This window comes from Mesorhizobium sp. M4A.F.Ca.ET.050.02.1.1 (assembly GCF_003997725.1).
Classification (GTDB): domain Bacteria; phylum Pseudomonadota; class Alphaproteobacteria; order Rhizobiales; family Rhizobiaceae; genus Mesorhizobium.
This window is the reverse complement of sequence record NZ_RZSG01000051.1, coordinates 1-17,447: the sequence shown is the minus strand read 5'-3', so window position 1 is coordinate 17,447 and position 17,447 is coordinate 1. Positions and strand designations below refer to the sequence as shown.

The following is a 17,447-nucleotide window of genomic DNA, read 5'->3' as shown; positions in this document are numbered from 1 at the left end:
TCGCCCGCCCCTGGCTGTCGCCGCTCAACCGGCGGCGCCTGCAGAACTTCAAGTCGAACCGGCGCGGCTTCTGGTCGTTGTGGATCTTTCTCATCCTGTTCGTGCTGTCGCTGTTTTCCGAGTTCATCGCCAACGACAAGCCTATCATCGCCTCCTACAAGGGCGAGATCCTGTTTCCGGTGCTGATCGCCTATCCGGAAGAGAAATTCGGCGGCTTTTATGCCGTTACCGATTATCGCGACCCCGTCATCCAGGACGAGATCAACGCCAATGGCTGGATGATCTGGCCGCCGGTGCGCTACTCCTACCAGACGGTCAACAACGCCATTCCCGAGGCGGCACCGACCAAGCCGTCCTGGCTCTACGACAAGAAGACGCTCTGCAATCAATACCCGCAAGGCGCCGCCGATCCGGACTGCTCGGTCGGCAACTGGAACTGGCTGGGTACCGACGACCAGGCGCGGGACGTGCTGGCGCGGCTTATCTACGGCTTCAGGATCTCCGTCCTGTTCGGCCTGATCCTGACGGTGGGGTCGTCGCTGATCGGCGTGGCGGCCGGCGCCATGCAGGGCTATTTCGGCGGCTGGACAGACCTTCTGTTCCAGCGCTTCATCGAGATCTGGTCGGCGATCCCGGTGCTTTATCTGCTCCTCATCGTGGCCGCCATCCTGCCGCCCGGCTTCTTCATCCTGCTCGGCCTGATGCTCTTGTTCTCCTGGGTGGCGCTGGTGGGCGTGGTCAGGGCCGAGTTCCTGCGCGCCCGCAACTTCGAATATGTCAACGCCGCGCGCGCTCTTGGCGTGCCCAACCTGACCATCATGTTCCGCCACCTTCTGCCCAACGCCATGGTGGCGACGCTGACCTTCCTGCCCTTCCTGCTTTCAGGCTCGATCTCGACATTGACCTCGCTCGACTATCTCGGCTTCGGCCTGCCGCCGGGCTCGGCCTCGCTCGGCGAAATGCTGAAACAGGCGCAGCGCAACCTCAACGCGCCGTGGCTCGGCATCTCCGCCTTCATCGTCATCTCGCTGATGTTGTCGCTGCTGGTCTTCGTCGGCGAGGCGACGCGCGACGCCTTCGATCCGCGCAAGACGTTCAAATGAGCGAGCCCCTGCTTTCCATTCGCGATTTGAGCGTTGCCTTCGCGCAAGGCGGCAAGCAGTCGCTGGCCGTCGACCATATCGCCTTCGACATCGCCAAGGGCGAGACGGTGGCGCTGGTCGGCGAGTCCGGTTCCGGCAAGTCGGTCTCGGCGCTGTCGGTGCTGAAACTGCTGCCCTATCCGACAGCCAGCCACCCGTCGGGTCGGATCCTGTTCCAGGGCTCCGACCTGTTGTCCATGGACGAGCGGGCGCTGAGGCGCGTGCGCGGCAACAAGATCACCATGATCTTTCAGGAGCCGATGACCTCGCTCAATCCGCTGCATACGATTGAGCAGCAGATCGTCGAGGTGCTGAAGCTGCACCAGGGGCTTGGCGACCGGCAGGCCCGCGCCCGCACGCTGGAACTGCTCAACGAGGTCGGCATCCGCGAGCCGGAAAAGCGGCTCGACGCCTATCCGCACCAGCTGTCCGGCGGCCAGCGCCAGCGCGTCATGATCGCCATGGCGCTGGCCAACGAGCCGGAGCTTTTGATTGCCGACGAGCCGACGACGGCGCTCGACGTCACCGTGCAGGCGCAGATTCTCGAACTCCTGGCGAAGCTGAAGGCCCGCAAGGGCATGTCGATGCTGTTCATCACCCATGATCTCGGCATCGTCCGGAAGATCGCCGACCGAGTCTGCGTGATGACCAAGGGCAAGATCGTCGAGAGCGGCCCGACCAAGGACATCTTCGCCAACCCGCAGCATGCCTATACCAAGCACTTGCTGGCGGCCGAGCCCAAAGGCAAGCCGCCTGCCGCCAACGCGGACGCCAAGGCGGTGATGACGGGGAAGGACATCAAGGTCTGGTTCCCGATCAGGCGCGGCTTCTTCCGCCGCACCGTCGACAATGTGAAGGCGGTGGACGGCATCGACGTCACCGTGCGCGCCGGCCAGACGCTCGGCGTGGTCGGTGAATCCGGCTCGGGCAAGACGACGCTTGGGCTGGCGCTGGCCAGGATGATCTCGTCGACCGGAACCATCCAGTTCGACGGGCGCGACATCAACCAGCTCTCCTTCAATGCCATGCGGCCGCTCCGGCGCGAGTTGCAGATCGTCTTCCAGGATCCATTCGGCTCGCTCAGCCCGCGCATGTCGATCGCCGAGATCATCGAGGAAGGGCTTAAGATCCACGAGCCGAAGCTCACGCCCGACCAGCGCGACGACAAGGTCGTCGACGTGCTGAAAGAGGTCGGTCTCGATCCCGAGACGCGCAACCGCTACCCGCACGAATTCTCCGGCGGCCAGCGCCAGCGCGTGGCGATCGCCCGCGCCATGGTGCTCAACCCGCGCTTCGTCATGCTGGACGAGCCGACCTCGGCCCTCGACATGAGCGTGCAGGCGCAGGTCGTCGACCTGTTGCGCAACCTGCAGGTCAAGCATGATCTCGCCTATCTGTTCATCAGCCACGACCTGAAAGTCATCCGCGCGCTTGCCAACGACGTCATCGTCATGCGCAATGGCCAGATCGTCGAAACCGGGCCGTCAGAACAGATTTTTGGCAGCCCGCAAACGGACTATACTCGGGCGCTGATCTCGGCCGCATTCCGGATCGAGACGGCACCGACCGGTGTGGTCAGCGAGTAGGTTGAGCCCAAGGCCAGAACTGAAATGACTGGGAAGAAAAATCCGCACATGGAAAAGGGCCGCGTCCTGCTTGCCGTCACCGGCTTTCATCCGCAGCGTTGGCGCGAGCTGCTCTCGGCCGAGCGCGAGGTGGTGCTGGAGCCGGACGGCGCCAGCGATCCTTCGATCACCTATGCGGTGGTGTGGAAGCAGAAGGCCAATCTACTTTCGTCCCTGCCCAATCTGCGCGCCATCTTCTCGATCGGCGCCGGCGTCGACCACATCTTCGCCGATCCCGGCCTGCCCGACGTGCCGATCGTCAAGGTAGTCGCCGACAACCTCACCCAATACATGACCGAGTACGTGGTTTGGCGCGTGCTCGACCATCACCGCCAGGGCATGCTCTATCAGGCGCAGCAGAAGAAGAAGACCTGGCACGAGCCGCCGCAGCGCCCGGCCGGCGACATCTCGGTCGGCATCATGGGGCTCGGCAATCTCGGCCGCGCCGCGGCATCGGTGTTGCTGTCGCTCGGCTTCGCGGTCAATGGCTGGTCGCGCTCCGAGCGGCCGATGAAAGGTGTTTCCACCTATGCGGGCGAGGCCGGGCTGATCCCCTTCCTCAACGCCACCGACATATTGGTGGTGCTCTTGCCGCTGACGGCCCAGACGCAAGGCATCGTCAGCTACAGTCTCCTGAAGGAGCTGCGCAGGCGCAACGGCCTCGGCGGCTCGGTGCTGATCAATGCCGGACGCGGACGCCTGCAGAAGGACGCCGACATCCTGCGCGCGCTGGACGACGGCACGCTGAAGGAGGCGAGCCTCGACGTGTTCGAGGTCGAGCCGTTGCCGAAGACCAGCCCGCTATGGGCGCATCCGAAAGTGTTCGTGACGCCGCATGCGGCGGCGACCTCGGATCCCGTGCATCTGGTGCCGATCATGCTGCGGCAGATGGCGGCGTACGAGCGCGGCGAGAAGCTCGACAATGTCGTCGACCGCGAGGCCGGCTACTAAATCCTCAGGAAGGTTTTGACCCGGGCAGCTCGAACTTGTTCTTCTTCGCCGGCTTGCCGCAGTCCCGGCGTTCGATCGATCGGTTCATGGCGTCGATCTGGCCTGCCGCCTTGTCGGCATCGCGCCTGGCCTTCGAACGCATATCCGGTGTGAACGGGCCGAAGCCCATGGCCGGATTGGAGAAGGTCGTCTTAGCCGTTGTCGGCAGTTGGCTTTGCTCGGCCAGGGCGTTGCGCTGGGCAATCAGCTGATCGCAAGGCACGTTGTCGTATTGCAGCGAGGACTGCACGTCCTCGTCCTGGCGTTCCGACATCGAGGTGCCGCCGACGCAGCCGGCCGTTGCCAGGCACGAGGCCAAAACCATGATCTTCCAGCGCATGGTATCTTCCTCTCTTTTCGGTATCCGCCCAGCGCAACCCCGACACGCGATTCGGGCTTTTTCGCAGCAAACGGAGCTCGGCGGGGACAGAGGGGGATCACAGCGTTGGTGATTTGCCCGCCACCACGGCCAGGCCATCTATTGGCTCGCGGCGGTCGTGCCGGATGACCGTGCGTTGAAGCCACCGGACGGAAAGTCCGTTAGCGGCCAGGACGATCCCCACATAGGCCTCGGAATGCGCGTAGCGGCGTGACGGCCGCAGCGCGAAGCTATCGCCGCCGGCCGGTTCCGTGTCGGCCAGCGTCTCGACAGAGAACGCAAACAACCCATCCTCGGCAAGCATGCCGGCGACTGTCCTCACAATGCCCTCAAGCGCGCCGACATAGATGAAGACGTCGGCCGCGACCACGAGGTCGGCTTTGGGACCGGCGTAGACAAGATCCTGCAGGTCGGCCTTGACGAGTCGATCGTAGACGCCTTTGGCCCGCGCCTTCCGCAGCATGGCGGCGGAGATGTCGTAGCCCTCGAGCCGGTCGACGATCGGCCGCAGCCTTTCGCCCATCAGGCCGGTCCCGCAGCCGAGATCGAGTGCCAGCGATAAGCGCCCTGGCCGGACCGATCGAATGGCCTGGTCGAGTAATTCGGGCATCCGGTAGCCGAGCTTGTTGACGAGCATGTCCTCGAAGCTCTCGGCATAGTGGTCGAACAGCGTCTCGACGAAAGCGCTGGGCGGAGCCGCGGCCGTCGGCGCCTTGCCGGCGAGTTGCAGCTTCAGCGCGGCGCCCAGCCGGTCCGCAGGCTCCAGCCGCAACGCCATCGCCCAGGCCTGCGCGGCCTGATCGGGCTGGCCGGCGGCTTCCTGCATCTCGCCGAGGCGGAACCAGCCGGCCGACCATTGCGGCGCCAGCTCCAGCGCACCAAGCAGCAGCTCCGCCGCAGCAGTGGGATCGCCGGAGGCGCCGAGCATCTCGGCGAAGTCGGCGCGGCGGTCGGCGGTCAGGTCGCCGGACGAGGCCTGGAACGGTTTCATGGTGCAAGGATCCCACCGGCGATCGGACCGGCGGCTGGCTGTAGAATGAGTCAGCAGTCTCTGGCAACAGGCTTCCCGCGCCGGATTTAGCCACTATCTTGAAGCCATGCGCGCCAGCGACCTGCTCAAGCCCCGCCCCGAGGGCCTCTACTGCCCGCCCGGCGATTTCTTCATCGACCCGGTGCGGCCGGTGGAACGCGCGCTGATCACGCACGGCCACTCCGACCATGCGCGCTCCGGCCACGGCTCGGTGCTCGCGACCCGGCAGACGCTCGACATCATGGCGTTGCGCTATGGCGAGGATTTTGCCGGGACCACGCAGGCCGCCGTCCTCGGCGAGACGATCGACCTCAACGGCGTGTCGGTCAGCTTTCATCCGGCGGGCCATGTGCTGGGCTCGGCGCAGATCGCGGTCGAGCATCGCGGCATGCGCATCGTCGCTTCCGGCGACTACAAGCGCCAGAAGGACGACACCTGCCAGACGTTCGAGCCGATCCCTTGCGACATCTTCATCACCGAGGCGACGTTCGGCCTGCCAGTGTTCCGCCATCCGCCAGACACCGAGGAAATCGCCCGGCTGCTGAAATCGGCGGCGCAGTTTCCGGAGCGCTCGCACCTGATCGGCGCCTATGCGCTCGGCAAGGCACAGCGCGTCATGCGGCTCTTGCGCGACTGCGGCTACGACAGGCCGATCTATATTCATGGCGCGCTGGCGAAGCTCAGCGAATATTACCAGCGCCAGGGCATCGACCTCGGCCAGCTCGACCCAGCAACGGTCGACAGCGGCGGCAAGGATGATTTCGCGGGCGCCATCGTCGTCGGCCCGCCGGCGGCCTTCGCCGACCGCTGGGCGCGGCGCTTCCCCGATCCGATCTCCTGCTTCGCCTCGGGCTGGATGCGCATCCGCCAGCGCGCCAAGCAGGGCGGCGTCGAACTGCCGCTGATCATCTCCGACCATGCCGACTGGGACGAGCTGACCACCACGATCAAGGAGACGGGCGCGGCGGAAATCTGGGTGACGCATGGCCGCGAGGAGGCGCTGGTGCGCTGGTGCGAGCTGGAAGGCATCGCGGCGCGGCCGCTGCATCTTGTCGGCTATGAGGACGAGGGCGATTGAGTTGAACCGCTTCGCCGAACTCCTCGATCGCCTCGTGCTGACGCCGTCGCGCAACGGCAAGCTGACGCTGCTGACCGACTATTTCCGCAGCGTCGAAGACCCCGACCGCGGGCTGGCGCTCGCCGCGATAACCGGGGACCTGTCGATCGCGGCGGTCAAGCCGGCGATGCTGCGGGCGCTGGTCGTCGAGCGCATGGACCCTGTGCTGTTCGGCTATTCCTACGACTATGTCGGTGACCTCGCCGAGACGGTGTCGCTGGTCTGGCCGCAAGCGCCCGGAAATATCTCGAACCATGCGCCGACGCTGGCCGAGGTGGTCGGCAGACTGCAGGCGGCGAGCCGCTCCGACGGGCCGCAGGTGCTGGCGAGGCTGCTCGACAGCGCCAGCATTTCGGCGCGCTTTGCCATCATCAAGCTGGTGACCGGCGGCCTGCGCATCGGCGTGTCGGCGCGGCTGGCAAAACAGGCGCTGGCCGATCTCGGCAAGGTCGACGTCACCGAAATCGAGGAGCTGTGGCACGGCCTGACGCCGCCATACACCACGCTGTTCGCCTGGCTTGAAGGCAAGGCCGGCAAGCCGGAGCGGACCGCGCTTGCCCTGTTCAGTCCGGTGATGCTGGCCAATCCTGTCGGCGACGGCGATCTCGAAAAGCTCGATCCGGCCGACTATGCGGCCGAATGGAAATGGGACGGCATCCGCGTCCAGGCGGTGTGCGAGGGTGGCATCCGCCGGCTCTATTCGCGCACCGGCGACGACGTCTCCGGTGCCTTCCCGGATCTTGCCACGGCAATGGCTTTCGAAGCGGCGCTCGACGGCGAACTGCTGGTCGGCGACCCCCGCCAGGCGACCGGCACGTTTTCGGACCTGCAGCAGCGGCTGAACCGCAAGAGTGTGTCGCAGAAGATCCAGCAGCAATATCCAGCGTTCATGCGCTGCTACGACGCGCTGCAGATCGGCGGCGAGGATTTGCGCACGCTGCCCTTCCGCGAAAGACGGGCTCGCCTCGAGGCCTTCATCGGCACCCTCGACCCCAGCCGTTTCGACCTTTCGCCGCTGGTCGAATTCCCCGAATGGCAGGCGCTCGAACAACTGCGGCAGGCGCCGCCGCATCCGATCATCGAAGGGGTGATGCTGAAGCGTTGGGATTCGCCCTATCTAGCCGGGCGGCCGAAGGGTCCGTGGTTCAAGTGGAAGCGCGATCCGCACACGGTCGATGCGGTGCTGATGTATGCACAGCGCGGCCATGGCAAGCGCTCCAGTTTCTACTCCGATTACACGTTCGGCGTCTGGTCAGGCACGGAAGGGTCCGAGGAACTGGTGCCCGTCGGCAAGGCCTATTTCGGCTTCACCGACGAGGAGCTGAAGCAAATCGACAAATATGTCCGCGACAACACGGTCGAGCGCTTCGGCCCGATGCGCTCGGTGCGGGCCGACCGCGACAACGGCCTGGTACTGGAGGTGGCGTTCGAGGGGCTCAACCGCTCGACCCGGCACAAATCGGGCGTCGCCATGCGCTTTCCGCGCATTTCGCGGCTGCGCTGGGACAAGCCCGCGGCCGAGGCCGACCGCATCGAGACGCTGCAGGCGCTGCTCGACCGCTAGCTGCAATCGACATTACTGCGCGATTGAGACGCGGATCTCATAGATGTCGACCGACTTGCCCTGCTTGTCGAAGTCGGAGTTGACGGCGATGGTGCCGGCCGCGCCCGGATGCTTGTCCGGGAACTGGACGTCGAACAGATACTCGTTGCGCTCGTGCCCGACCGCATAACGCTTGCGGCCGCAATCACCGAGCTCGCCGAAATTGCAGTCGACCGAGATCTGCGTCTCCTTGCCCTCTTCCGAGCGCGCGACGATGTCGAACATGGCATGCTTGCCGACCAGCTTTTCCAGCACGCCCTGGCCGACGTCAAAGGCGATGGCCGAGCCTGACGCGCCGGAGCGGATGCGCAGGAATGAGCCGGTGTCGTCCTGCATCACCTCGGCCTTGGCATCGGCCGGTGCCGCGACATGGGTCGGGTCCGCAGGTGAGAAGACATTGATCCACTCGCGCTGCTGCGCGGCGTCGCCCTGCTTTTCCGGCGACCCGGCGGGCGGCTCGGCCGCCTCGTCGTCCTCGACCGTCGGCGGCGCCTGGGGCGGGCCGGTGTCGAGCTCGGCCGCGGTCTTGAAGACGCCGGTCTCCTTGGCGAAGTAGATACCGATACCGGCGGCCGCCAGCAGCGTCACGCCGAGGAAGATCGCCGTCAACGGCAGGCGCCGCCCCCTGATCCGACGCTCGTCGCGATCTGGCGCGACCTCCGCCTCGCCGTCTTCCGCCGCGGCGGATGCAGGCGTATCGAGAGTCGGGGCGTCGGGAAGGTCGCCCGGCATGATGTCGGGCACGACAGGCAGCACACGCGAGCGCGGCGCATCGGCGGCCGAAGACTGCATCGGCCCGTCGACCACGATCGCAGGCGATGGCTGGGCAGGTGTGGCTTGCGTCGGCGGTTCCACCGGGGGCGCCGGCGCGGCGGTCTCGGCTGGCACGGCGATTTCAGAGGCCGCCGCCGGCGTGGCGCTCTCGTCCAACGCGGCGACATCGGGAACCGCCGGCAGGAACTCCGATTCGATCTCGGCGATCTTGGCCTGCACCGCCTTGCGGCGCTTGATGGCCAATTCCACGGTCACGTTGGGATTGGCCTGCAGAACGCGGTCGAGCGCGGCAAAGGCCGAACGATAGACCCGCTCGCGAAAGACGCGGTCCTCGGCATTGCCCTTCTCGAAGGCGTTGCGGATCGCTTTTTCGATCGCGTCCAAGCCAAATCCCTCTGCACGTTTCCTGCCATGATCGTTAGCGGCAGGCGGCCAATCAATCAACGGGCCGGCGGCCGCATTCTGCGCGGCGCGCCCGGACAAACCCGATTTCGGCGGTTTTTTACAAGGAAATCAACATATTTCGCCGAGGCCGTCCCACACCGACCGCCCAATACGGCGTTTCGGCATGCGGCGCATCGTCTGGACAGATCCTTCCAGCCCGGATCAGCACAACACGAATTGCCGGGTTCCGGCTCGAATTCGCGGTTGGTTATTTGAATTCGCCGCAAGCCATCTTGAATTCGCGGCGGGTTGAGTCTATCACCCAGCCCATCTTGGAGGCCTAGCGCTTCCCGGGCCGCTTTAGCTCAGTTGGTAGAGCACATCATTCGTAATGATGGGGTCGCGTGTTCGAGTCACGCAAGCGGCACCAGTTTCCCCCCGGGTTCCCATTCCCTGCGACAAAAACGCTCGAGGCATCTCGATCATTGTCGCGGCCCTGGATCGCGCCGCAAACCAGGTTTTCTTCCGGGATAGCTTGCGACGCTGCATCCCTTATCCCAGCGTCGCCACCGTCTTCAGCGCGCCATCGAGCATGTCGCCTTTCTCGTCCTTCAGCGCCGCTTCTCGCAGCCAGCGGATCCAGTCGGCCGCATCATCGCGGCCCTTGAGCATGGTGAGCGCCGAAAGCACGCGGTCGAACTTTGACTGGGCGCGGGCGTGGGTGTCGCTGTATCCCTTGATCAGCCTGCGGCAGTTCAGGATTTCCGTGCCAAGCACGTAATCTTCGCGGGCGTGGACGAGCGCCAGTTCGTACCAGCGCTCCAGATGCTCCATCTCGACCTTGTGGCGCAGCAGGCGGCGGCGCCAGCGGCGCAGGCCGCCGATGAACCACAGCATTGCGAAGCCGGTGAGGCTGTCGGTGCGGATGCGGCGGCCGCGATTGATGCGGCGGTCGAGGAAGTTGGCAAGCTTCGGTCTGTCCTCGATGTAGCTGCCGAGACCCGCCGGCAGCGTGCCGCAGAACTCCTCGATGCGCGGATGGAAATATTCCGTCAGCTGCAGGACCGTTCCATCCTTGACGCCGACCTCCTTGCGCACGCGCCTGTCGCGGGTCGAACGGGTCTTGAGATCGGCAACGCGGATCATGTCGTCGTAGCACATGGCATTGGCGAGATGTTTCGCCGCGGCGATCGACAGCGCGTAGGCGTGTTCCGGGCCATCCAGCGCGACGGCCTTGTCCAGCCGGTCGAGATACTCGCCGCCATAGGCGATGTCCTGGTAGTCGACGACTTTTTTCAGGCCGCGTTCGGCCATGTCGCGCGCCGGCTTTGGCAAGGCACCAACGCGGGCGGCCAGCTCCTGCCAGCCTTTCAGCAAGATTTCCGGTCCACGGACCTTCGCCGTTGACTTGGCTTCGGTGACGGCATGTTTCGCCGCCTGCTCGCCTGCCGGTGCAGCCGCGATGCCGCGCGTGCGATCGTAAGCGGCGGCGAAGGCGGCGAGGCTGGCTTTGACGCCGCGGCCGCCGGCGCCGCCGATCGCCTGCTCATAGTTGTCCCGCGCAAAGGGCAGCGCATCTGAACCGGCCAGCGCGCCGAGCAGGCTGGCCGAGATCATGGTGCCATTCTCGGCGGCGATCTTTTCCATGTCGAAGGCGATGAATCGCCTGGCCGCGGCTTGCGCCGTCGCGTGCACCTTCTCGGACGAGGCGCGGCCGTCGCCGGGCTCGATCTTTTCCGACACGGCGGCGATGCGGTGCGAGGAAGCGATCAGCGTCGTGCGCTCGGGCGTGACGAAGCCGCGGATGATGGCGCGACCGGCCTCCATCAGCTCGGCGGCGATCAGTATGTCGACATCGCCCTGCGACGGCGACAGCGCGAAGACCGGCAGCCGGCCGGTGTCGCGGGCCATCTCGATGTAATAGATCGTCGCGCCGGTACGCTGGGCGACGCCCGCCACTGAGGTTGACTGGGCGATATAGCCGCTGCGCTCGGCGACGTCGGTGATCCAGTCGGCGAGCACGCCGCCGCCCTGGCCGCCAACGGCAAGCACGGCGAGTTTTATCACCCGCTCGTCACCGGCGGCGTCCGTCCTCGGGCGCGAGGCTGTGTTCTCGTCAAGCATCGGCGAACACCAGCCGACGGCTTTCGCGGCGGCGCTGCAAAAGGCCGATCATGGCGCGACGCGCGCTTTCCAGGAAGCAGTCCCAGCGGCCGGGGTTGTGGACCACATCGGCACGGTAGAAGGACGGGCAGAGCACGGCGGCGTCCGCCACCTCGCCGCAATTACCGCAGCCGACGCAGTTCTGGTCGATCGATGCCACCGGATCGTCGCGCAGCGGATCGTCGAGCGACTTCACCGACAGCGACGGACAGCCGGAGAGCCGCATGCAGGCGTGGTCGCCGGTGCAGATGTCTTCGTCGACGCCGAACTTCGGCTTCACGACCCGCTCGCCGCCCTTGATTGCCTTGTCGACCAGCGGCTTCTCGCGGCGCTGGCGGTTCAGCATGCATTCGGACGACGCGACGATGACCTTAGGACCCGTCTCCTCGGTAGTCAGCGCCTCACGGAGCGTCGCCTGCATCTTGCCGACATCGTAGGTGCGATCGATGTGGCGCAGCCACTTGACGCCCATGCCTTTCACCGCCTCGGTGATCGGATGCTTGGTCGATTTCGTCCTGTTGCTCGCACGGGAGGACAAGATGTCTTGGCCGCCGGTGGCGGCCGAGTAAAAGTTGTCAACGATGACGATGACGCCGTCGTTCTTGTTGAAGACCGCGTTGCCGATCGAGGAGGTCAGGCCGTTGTGCCAGAAGCCGCCGTCACCAACGAAAGAGATTGAGCGGCGCTTGGCGTCGGGCGAATTGAACGCGGAGGCCGAGGCCGGACCCAGCCCATAGCCCATGGTGGTGGCGCCGAGCTCGAAGGGCGGCATGATCGAGAACAGGTGGCAGCCGATATCGGAGGCGATGTGGTGCTTGCCGAGCTCCTGCTCGACCAGCTTGGTCGCGGCAAAGATCGGCCGCTCGGGACAGCCGATGCAGAAGCCTGGCGGGCGGCCGGGAACGACATTGACGAGATCGGCGGTGTCGATGCCTTCGCCGAGCCTGTTCGGCGCCCTCACCTCGCCCGGCAGCAGGTGCGGAGCGTTGGCCCGCAGGAAGGAGCCGATGCCGTCGAGCATGACCTGACCGGTGTATTCGCCGGCCATCGGCAAATGCTCCTTGCCGACCAGCCTGGTGCCGCGGCCGGCCTTGTGCAGCATAGCCGCGAGGGCCTGCTCGATGTAGTTGGGCTGGCCCTCCTCCACGACCAGAACCGCCTGCTTGCCTTCGCAGAAGGCGAGGAATTCGTCGTCGACCAGCGGATAGACGGCGTTCAGCACATAGAGCGACACGTCGGTGTCGCCATAGGTGTCGGCGAGGCCGAGCCGCTGCAGCGCGCGGATGACCGAATTGTACATGCCGCCCTGCATGACGATGCCGACCGAGCCGTGATCGGAGCCGAAGATCTCGTTGATCTTGCGGCTCCTGATGAAGTCGACCGCCGCCGGCCAGCGCTTGGCGACCTTTTCCTTCTCGTGCAGGAAGGAAGCGGGCGGCAGCACGATGCGACCGGTATCGCGGCGCGGCGCTTCCAGCGCATCGGCCACCGACATTGGCGGGCGCTTGTTGTCCTTGGCGATGAAGTGGCCGTGGACGTGGCAGCAGCGGATGCGCACCTGCAGCATGACAGGCGTGTTGGAGGCCTCCGACAGCTCGAAGCCGTCCTCGACCGCCTTGACGATCGAGGGCAGGTTCGGCCGCGGATCGAGCAGCCAGACCTGGCTCTTCATGGCGAAGGCGTGGCTGCGCTCCTGCATGATCGAGGAACCCTCGCCGTAATCTTCGCCGACGATGATCAGCGCCCCGCCGGTGACGCCGCCCGACGCCAGGTTGGCCAGCGCATCGGAGGCGACATTGGTGCCGACCGTCGACTTGAAGGTGGCGGCCCCACGGATCGGGTAGTGCACCGAGGCCGCGAGCATGGCGGTGGCGGTGGCTTCCGAGGCGCTTGCCTCGAAATGCACGCCGAGCTCTCCGAGAATGTCCTGAGCGTCGGCGAGCACGTCCATCAAGTGGCTGATCGGCGCACCCTGGTAGCCGCCGACATAGCCGACGCCGCATTGCAGCAGCGCCTTGGTGATGGCGAGAATGCCCTCGCCGGCAAACTCCTGGCCGGCGCCGAGGCGGAGCTTTTCGACTTCCTTGGCAAAAGACCGTTCGGCCATTGTGGCCTCCTTCAGTTGCCGCCGGCATCCGGCGGCGCGTACGTCAAACTCAAATGTCGTGCTTGCGGATGTTCTTCAGCATCTTCTGCAGGATCGCGATCAGCGCGGCGTATTCGGCGCCGTCGACGCCGTCGAACATGGCCTCGAAGGCATCGTGCATGGCCGGCCACGCGCGGGTGAACAGGGCCCGCCCGTCGTCGGTCAGGAACACGTGGCGGAAACGGCTGTCGGAGACACCCTGTTCACGCCGCACCAGGCCCTGCCCCTCAAGCGTGTCGAGCGTCCGGCTCAAGGTCGACTGCTCGATCACCGTGTAGACCGAGAGGTCATTGACGGTGACGCCGTCGGTCACCGACAGCACGGCCAGCGTGCGGACCTGCGGAATGGTCAGGCCCTGCTTGCGGAAATCCTCGCGCAGCGTGGCGTTGTAGCGGCCCATGATGCGGTTCATCAGGTAGGGCGCGAAATGCTGCAGGCCGATCTCGCCCAGGGTCGAGATGCGCTGGCGCTTCTGCTGGACCTTCTCCTCCATCACAGCCTCCCCGCCAGCAGGTAGCCGGAGCCGCCGCCAAGCCCGGCGCCCGGATGGGTCGAGGCGCCGATGTGGTAGAGGTTCTTGATGCCGGTCGCATGGTTGCGGCTTGCCTTGAACGGCCGCCACAGGAAGGCCTGGTCGATGGTCGACGAGCCGCCATAGGGATCGCCGCCGACCAGGTTGATGTTCATCGCTTCGAGGTCGGCCGGCGAATAGGCACGACGCGCGATCACACTGCCGCTGAAGCCGTCGATGTGGTTGGCGAGGATCGCTTCGACGCGGTCGGCATAGGCCTCGCGCAGCTCGGCGGTCCATTGCCCGTCCGCCGGAGCCGCGAGCTTGCCGGCGGCATCGCCCTTGATGTGGCGCGGCGACTCGGGCAGCTGCAGCCAGAGGATCGCCTTGCCCGCCGGGCAACGCGACGGATCGAGCGCGTGCGGCTGGCCGACGCAGATGGTCGGCACTTCCGGCAGCAGGCCGCGCAGCGCTTCGTTGCAGGCTTTGGAGACGCCGTCGAGGCCGGGCGTCAGATGCAGCAACGCCACCTTGTCCAGCCCCTCGCCGGGCCAGGCCGGCGGCTTGCTCAAGGCATAGTGGATCTGGAAGTTGCCCTTGCCGTAGCGATATTCGCGCGTCGCATCGACAGCCGCTTCCGGCGCATCCCTGCCGAGCAGGCGGCCATAAAGCTGGGTCGGCGTGACCGAGCAGATGACGCTCTTTTTTGCGTGCACCGTTTCGCCAGAGGCCAGCCGCACACCGGTGGCGCGGCCGCCTTCGAGGATGATGGAGGCGACGTCCGCGTCGGTGGAGATCACGCCGCCGCGCTCCTTGATCAGCGCCTCGAAGGCGGCGAGCAGGTTCTTCGCGCCGCCCTTGACGATCGGCGCGCCGGCAGCCTCCAGCGCAAACGCAATGACCTTGGCGATCTGACCGGAAAAGGCGTCTTCCGGCCCGAGGCCGGCATGCAGCACCCAGGGCGCCCAGAGCGCACGGATCGTCTCGGATGTGTAGGCCGTCTCCAGCCAGCCGCGCGCCGGCGCCAGCGCCTCGCCGAGGAAGGCGGCAAGGTTGCGCGGCCCGCGCCGCCAGGCTTCGCCGGTGAGCAGCTTGGTCGTCGGATAGGACCACAAGACGCCGCCGAGCAGGCCGAACAGCAGGCCGGCATTGCGTTCGACGCCACCGACATCGTTGCCGTGGCGGTCGCCGTCGCCCGAGGCGACCTTGTTGAGCGCCGCGATGTTGGCGGCGCGGTCGGTGCTGAGCACGGCATGGCTGCCGTCGGGCCTCAGCACGCCGGTCGGGGTCGCGGTGTGGCAGAATTCCAACCCATGCCGCGCCAGGTCCTTGCCAAGGGCTGCAAAGGCCGGCGAGGTGATGAACAGCACGAAGGTCGTCGCCATCACGTCATGGACGAAGCCGGGCGCGGTGATCTCCTCGGTGCGCATGCAGCCGCCGATGCGGTCGTTGCGCTCCAGCATGAGCACCTTCGCCCCCTTGCCGCCCAGCATCGCCGCGCAGACGAGGGCGTTGATGCCGCTGCCGACGATGATGTGGTCGGGGGCGTTCATTGGATGCTCCCGGGTGCTGGCAGTTGAAGGTCAATCGCGCAAAGCCGCGTTCCTGCGCGCCCCCCTCTGCCCTGCCGGGCATCTCCCCCACAAGGGGGGAGATCAGCTTGCATCACGGCTTTCGCCAATTGTCCTCGTTGCAGGGTTGAGCGGGGCGCCGAAACTGCCAATCTCCCCCCAAGTGGGGGAGATGCCCGGCAGGACAGAGGGGGGCGCCGCAGAGCGCTGACGCTCCAAGACGGCCGTCTCGACTTCATCATCACGACATTGCCTGCGAGCATGATCTTCTCCCGAAGACCGCCACCTCGCCCTATTTGCCCGGCACCAGCGCCAGGGCGCGGATCGGGCTGCCGGTGCCATGCTCGATCTTGAGCGGCGCGGCGATCAGGATCGCGCCTTTCGGCGGCAGCTGGTCGAGGTTGCAGAGGCTGGCCAGACCATAGCGGTTGGCCTTGTGCATCAGCGTGTGCGCCGGGAACGGCGGCTCCATGCCGCCGGCCTTGCCGGCATCGGTGCCGATGGTCTCCGAGCCCCAGCCCTTGATGTCCTTGCCGATCAGGAACTGGATGGCTTCCGCCGTCGGGCCCGGCGTGTGCGGGCCGGTTTCGTTGGCGTTGAGGAAAGCGGCTTCCGAGCCGTTGCGCTTGTACCAGTCGGTGCGCATCACCACCCACTCGCCGGCATTGATGGCGCCATGCTTGGCTTCCCAGGCCTTGATGTGGTCGACGGTGAGCAGGAAATCGTGGTCGGCGGCCGATTCCGTCGAGCAGTCGATGACATTGACCGGGCCGACGAAATTCTGCGCCGGAATGGTGTCGGTGGCGCCGTCCGGATAGTCCTTGCCGGTGATCCAGTGCTGCGGCGCATCGAAATGCGTGCCCGAATGCTCGCCGAGCTTCAGCCAGTTCCAGGCCCACCACGGCCCGTTCTTGTCATATTTGGAGATGGCGTGGATCTCGACCTTCGGCGTGTCGACGGCGAGCTCCGGCGGCAGCTTGATCAGCGGCGTGTTCGGCCCGAGCGGCGCCGACAGGTCGACCACGCGGATGGCGCCCGAAAGCAGCTGGCCGGCGACCTCGCCGAGGAGTTTTTGCGTGTCCATGGTCTCAGTTCCCTCTTTGTCGATGAAGATCGAGGCTCGTTGCGGCCCTTAATATCCTACTAGACGAAAACATATGCATCTGCAATTATCTTTAAGCATAAAGCATTTTGGGGCGAGGCGTGAGCGAGTTCGACGCCATCTTTGTCGGGGCGGGCCACAACAGTCTGGCATGCGCCGCGCATCTGGCGCGCAAAGGCTGGAAAACAGCCGTTTTTGAACGCAGTGCGGCAATCGGCGGCGCGGTGCAAACCCGCGAATTCACCTTACCCGGCTTCCGCCACGATTTCGGCGCGATGAATCTGAGCCTGTTCGCCGGCTCAGCCTTCCACCGGAAATATGCAAATGAATTGAAAAACCAGGGGCTGGAATTCGCTCCGGTGGCGGACTGTTTCGCCAGCGCCTTCCCGGACGGCAAATGGTTCGGCGTCAGCAACGACCTGGAGAAGACCGCCGCGCGGCTGGCCGCCTTCTCCGCAGCGGACGCCGATACTTGGCGGCGTCTTGTCGCCGCCTTTCCGGGCGAAGCCGAGCATCTGTTCCGGCTGCTGGGCTCGCCGATGAGCACCCGTGCGCTGGCCGGCACGGCCTGGAAGCTCTGGCGCAAGAAGGGCGTTGCCGGCGCGCTCGACACCGGCCGACTGCTGCTCTCCTCGCCCCGCGCGTGGCTCGAAGAAAACTTCGAGACGCCGCATGTGCGCGCGACGCTCGCCGCCTGGGGCATGCATCTCGACTTCGCGCCGGACATCGCCGGCGGCGCCGTGTTCCCCTATCTGGAATCGATGGCCAACCAGAGTTTCGGCATGGTGCTGGGCAAGGGCGGCGCCGACACCATGATCCGCGCGCTTGCCGGCATGGTGACGGCGGCTGCCGGCAAGATCGCAACCGGCGCCGAGGTCGCCGAGATCACGGTCGCCGGCGGCCGTGATCT

14 protein-coding genes and 1 tRNA gene are annotated in these 17,447 nt (G+C 65.9%); 7 read left to right on the top strand and 8 right to left on the bottom strand.

Annotation, left to right across the window (positions count from 1 at the left end; all coding sequences use genetic code 11):
• The 3 genes from EOA33_RS06655 to EOA33_RS06645 all read left to right on the top strand — a co-directional run.
• Window positions 1–1,103 (top strand): ABC transporter permease (locus tag EOA33_RS06655; RefSeq protein WP_145989080.1); only part of this gene is annotated, 1,103 nt, incomplete at its 5' end.
• Window positions 1,100–2,728, top strand: coding sequence for an ABC transporter ATP-binding protein (locus EOA33_RS06650; RefSeq protein ID WP_127405272.1), 1,629 nt, complete (start codon window positions 1,100–1,102; stop codon window positions 2,726–2,728). The genes EOA33_RS06655 and EOA33_RS06650, both read left to right, overlap by 4 nt.
• 48 nt (window positions 2,729–2,776) lie before the next feature.
• Window positions 2,777–3,718 (top strand): glyoxylate/hydroxypyruvate reductase A, encoded by a 942-nt coding sequence (locus tag EOA33_RS06645; RefSeq protein WP_127405273.1) that lies wholly within the window; start codon window positions 2,777–2,779, stop codon window positions 3,716–3,718.
• A 4-nt stretch (window positions 3,719–3,722) separates the two neighbouring features.
• Here the strand turns inward: EOA33_RS06645 and EOA33_RS06640 are convergent, their stop codons facing one another.
• The gene (locus EOA33_RS06640; RefSeq protein ID WP_126056714.1) at window positions 3,723–4,097 is read right to left on the bottom strand and encodes a hypothetical protein; all 375 of its coding nucleotides are present in this window, start codon (window positions 4,095–4,097) and stop codon (window positions 3,723–3,725) included.
• A 97-nt stretch (window positions 4,098–4,194) separates the two neighbouring features.
• Window positions 4,195–5,127, bottom strand: coding sequence for a methyltransferase domain-containing protein (locus EOA33_RS06635; protein ID WP_127405271.1), 933 nt, complete (start codon window positions 5,125–5,127; stop codon window positions 4,195–4,197).
• A gap of 106 nt (window positions 5,128–5,233) precedes the next feature.
• Between EOA33_RS06635 and EOA33_RS06630 the strand changes: the two genes are divergently transcribed.
• Together EOA33_RS06630 and EOA33_RS06625 are read left to right on the top strand one after the other, a co-directional pair.
• Window positions 5,234–6,244 (top strand): ligase-associated DNA damage response exonuclease, encoded by a 1,011-nt coding sequence (locus EOA33_RS06630; RefSeq protein WP_127405270.1) that lies wholly within the window; start codon window positions 5,234–5,236, stop codon window positions 6,242–6,244.
• 1 nt (window position 6,245) lies between these two features.
• A complete protein-coding gene (locus tag EOA33_RS06625; protein WP_127405269.1) occupies window positions 6,246–7,847 on the top strand; it encodes a cisplatin damage response ATP-dependent DNA ligase in 1,602 nt (533 codons plus the stop codon).
• A 12-nt stretch (window positions 7,848–7,859) separates the two neighbouring features.
• On the opposite strand, the gene EOA33_RS06620 is transcribed toward EOA33_RS06625, so the two are convergent.
• Window positions 7,860–9,044: a hypothetical protein gene (locus tag EOA33_RS06620; protein WP_127405268.1), complete on the bottom strand. Its 1,185-nt coding sequence runs from the start codon at window positions 9,042–9,044 to the stop codon at window positions 7,860–7,862.
• A gap of 354 nt (window positions 9,045–9,398) precedes the next feature.
• On the opposite strand from EOA33_RS06620, the gene EOA33_RS06615 reads away from it, so the two are divergent.
• Window positions 9,399–9,474, top strand: a tRNA-Thr gene (locus EOA33_RS06615).
• A gap of 122 nt (window positions 9,475–9,596) precedes the next feature.
• Here EOA33_RS06615 and EOA33_RS06610 read toward each other — a convergent pair.
• From EOA33_RS06610 to EOA33_RS06585, 5 genes are all read right to left on the bottom strand, one after another.
• Window positions 9,597–11,168 (bottom strand): indolepyruvate oxidoreductase subunit beta family protein, encoded by a 1,572-nt coding sequence (locus EOA33_RS06610; RefSeq protein ID WP_127405267.1) that lies wholly within the window; start codon window positions 11,166–11,168, stop codon window positions 9,597–9,599.
• Window positions 11,161–13,314 carry an indolepyruvate ferredoxin oxidoreductase subunit alpha gene (locus EOA33_RS06605; RefSeq protein WP_127405266.1) on the bottom strand — a complete coding sequence of 718 codons (2,154 nt, stop codon included), beginning with the start codon at window positions 13,312–13,314 and terminating at the stop codon, window positions 11,161–11,163. Before EOA33_RS06605 ends, EOA33_RS06610 begins: the two co-directional genes overlap by 8 nt.
• A 49-nt stretch (window positions 13,315–13,363) precedes the next feature.
• Complete coding sequence (locus EOA33_RS06600; protein WP_127405265.1) at window positions 13,364–13,846, bottom strand: MarR family transcriptional regulator; 483 nt, start codon at window positions 13,844–13,846, stop codon at window positions 13,364–13,366.
• Window positions 13,846–15,417, bottom strand: a complete 1,572-nt coding sequence (locus tag EOA33_RS06595) for an NAD(P)/FAD-dependent oxidoreductase (protein WP_127405264.1) — start codon at window positions 15,415–15,417, stop codon at window positions 13,846–13,848. The genes EOA33_RS06600 and EOA33_RS06595 overlap by 1 nt, the downstream gene beginning before the upstream one ends.
• A 310-nt stretch (window positions 15,418–15,727) precedes the next feature.
• Complete coding sequence (locus EOA33_RS06585; protein ID WP_127405262.1) at window positions 15,728–16,519, bottom strand: cyclase family protein; 792 nt, start codon at window positions 16,517–16,519, stop codon at window positions 15,728–15,730.
• A gap of 119 nt (window positions 16,520–16,638) precedes the next feature.
• On the opposite strand from EOA33_RS06585, the gene EOA33_RS06580 reads away from it, so the two are divergent.
• Window positions 16,639–17,447: NAD(P)/FAD-dependent oxidoreductase (locus tag EOA33_RS06580; RefSeq protein ID WP_145989079.1), on the top strand; the 809-nt coding region annotated here is incomplete at its 3' end.

What these genes read in the sequence shown, in the direction of transcription:
- EOA33_RS06650 (WP_127405272.1), top strand. Translation starts at nt 1,100, where the DNA reads ATGAGCGAGCCCCTGCTTTCCATTCGCGATTTGAGCGTTGCCTTCGCG.
- EOA33_RS06645 (WP_127405273.1), top strand. Translation starts at nt 2,777, where the DNA reads ATGGAAAAGGGCCGCGTCCTGCTTGCCGTCACCGGCTTTCATCCGCAG.
- EOA33_RS06640 (WP_126056714.1), bottom strand. Translation starts at nt 4,097, where the DNA reads ATGCGCTGGAAGATCATGGTTTTGGCCTCGTGCCTGGCAACGGCCGGC.
- EOA33_RS06635 (WP_127405271.1), bottom strand. Translation starts at nt 5,127, where the DNA reads ATGAAACCGTTCCAGGCCTCGTCCGGCGACCTGACCGCCGACCGCCGC.
- EOA33_RS06630 (WP_127405270.1), top strand. Translation starts at nt 5,234, where the DNA reads ATGCGCGCCAGCGACCTGCTCAAGCCCCGCCCCGAGGGCCTCTACTGC.
- EOA33_RS06610 (WP_127405267.1), bottom strand. Translation starts at nt 11,168, where the DNA reads ATGCTTGACGAGAACACAGCCTCGCGCCCGAGGACGGACGCCGCCGGT.
- EOA33_RS06605 (WP_127405266.1), bottom strand. Translation starts at nt 13,314, where the DNA reads ATGGCCGAACGGTCTTTTGCCAAGGAAGTCGAAAAGCTCCGCCTCGGC.
- EOA33_RS06600 (WP_127405265.1), bottom strand. Translation starts at nt 13,846, where the DNA reads ATGGAGGAGAAGGTCCAGCAGAAGCGCCAGCGCATCTCGACCCTGGGC.
- EOA33_RS06595 (WP_127405264.1), bottom strand. Translation starts at nt 15,417, where the DNA reads ATGAACGCCCCCGACCACATCATCGTCGGCAGCGGCATCAACGCCCTC.
- EOA33_RS06585 (WP_127405262.1), bottom strand. Translation starts at nt 16,519, where the DNA reads ATGGACACGCAAAAACTCCTCGGCGAGGTCGCCGGCCAGCTGCTTTCG.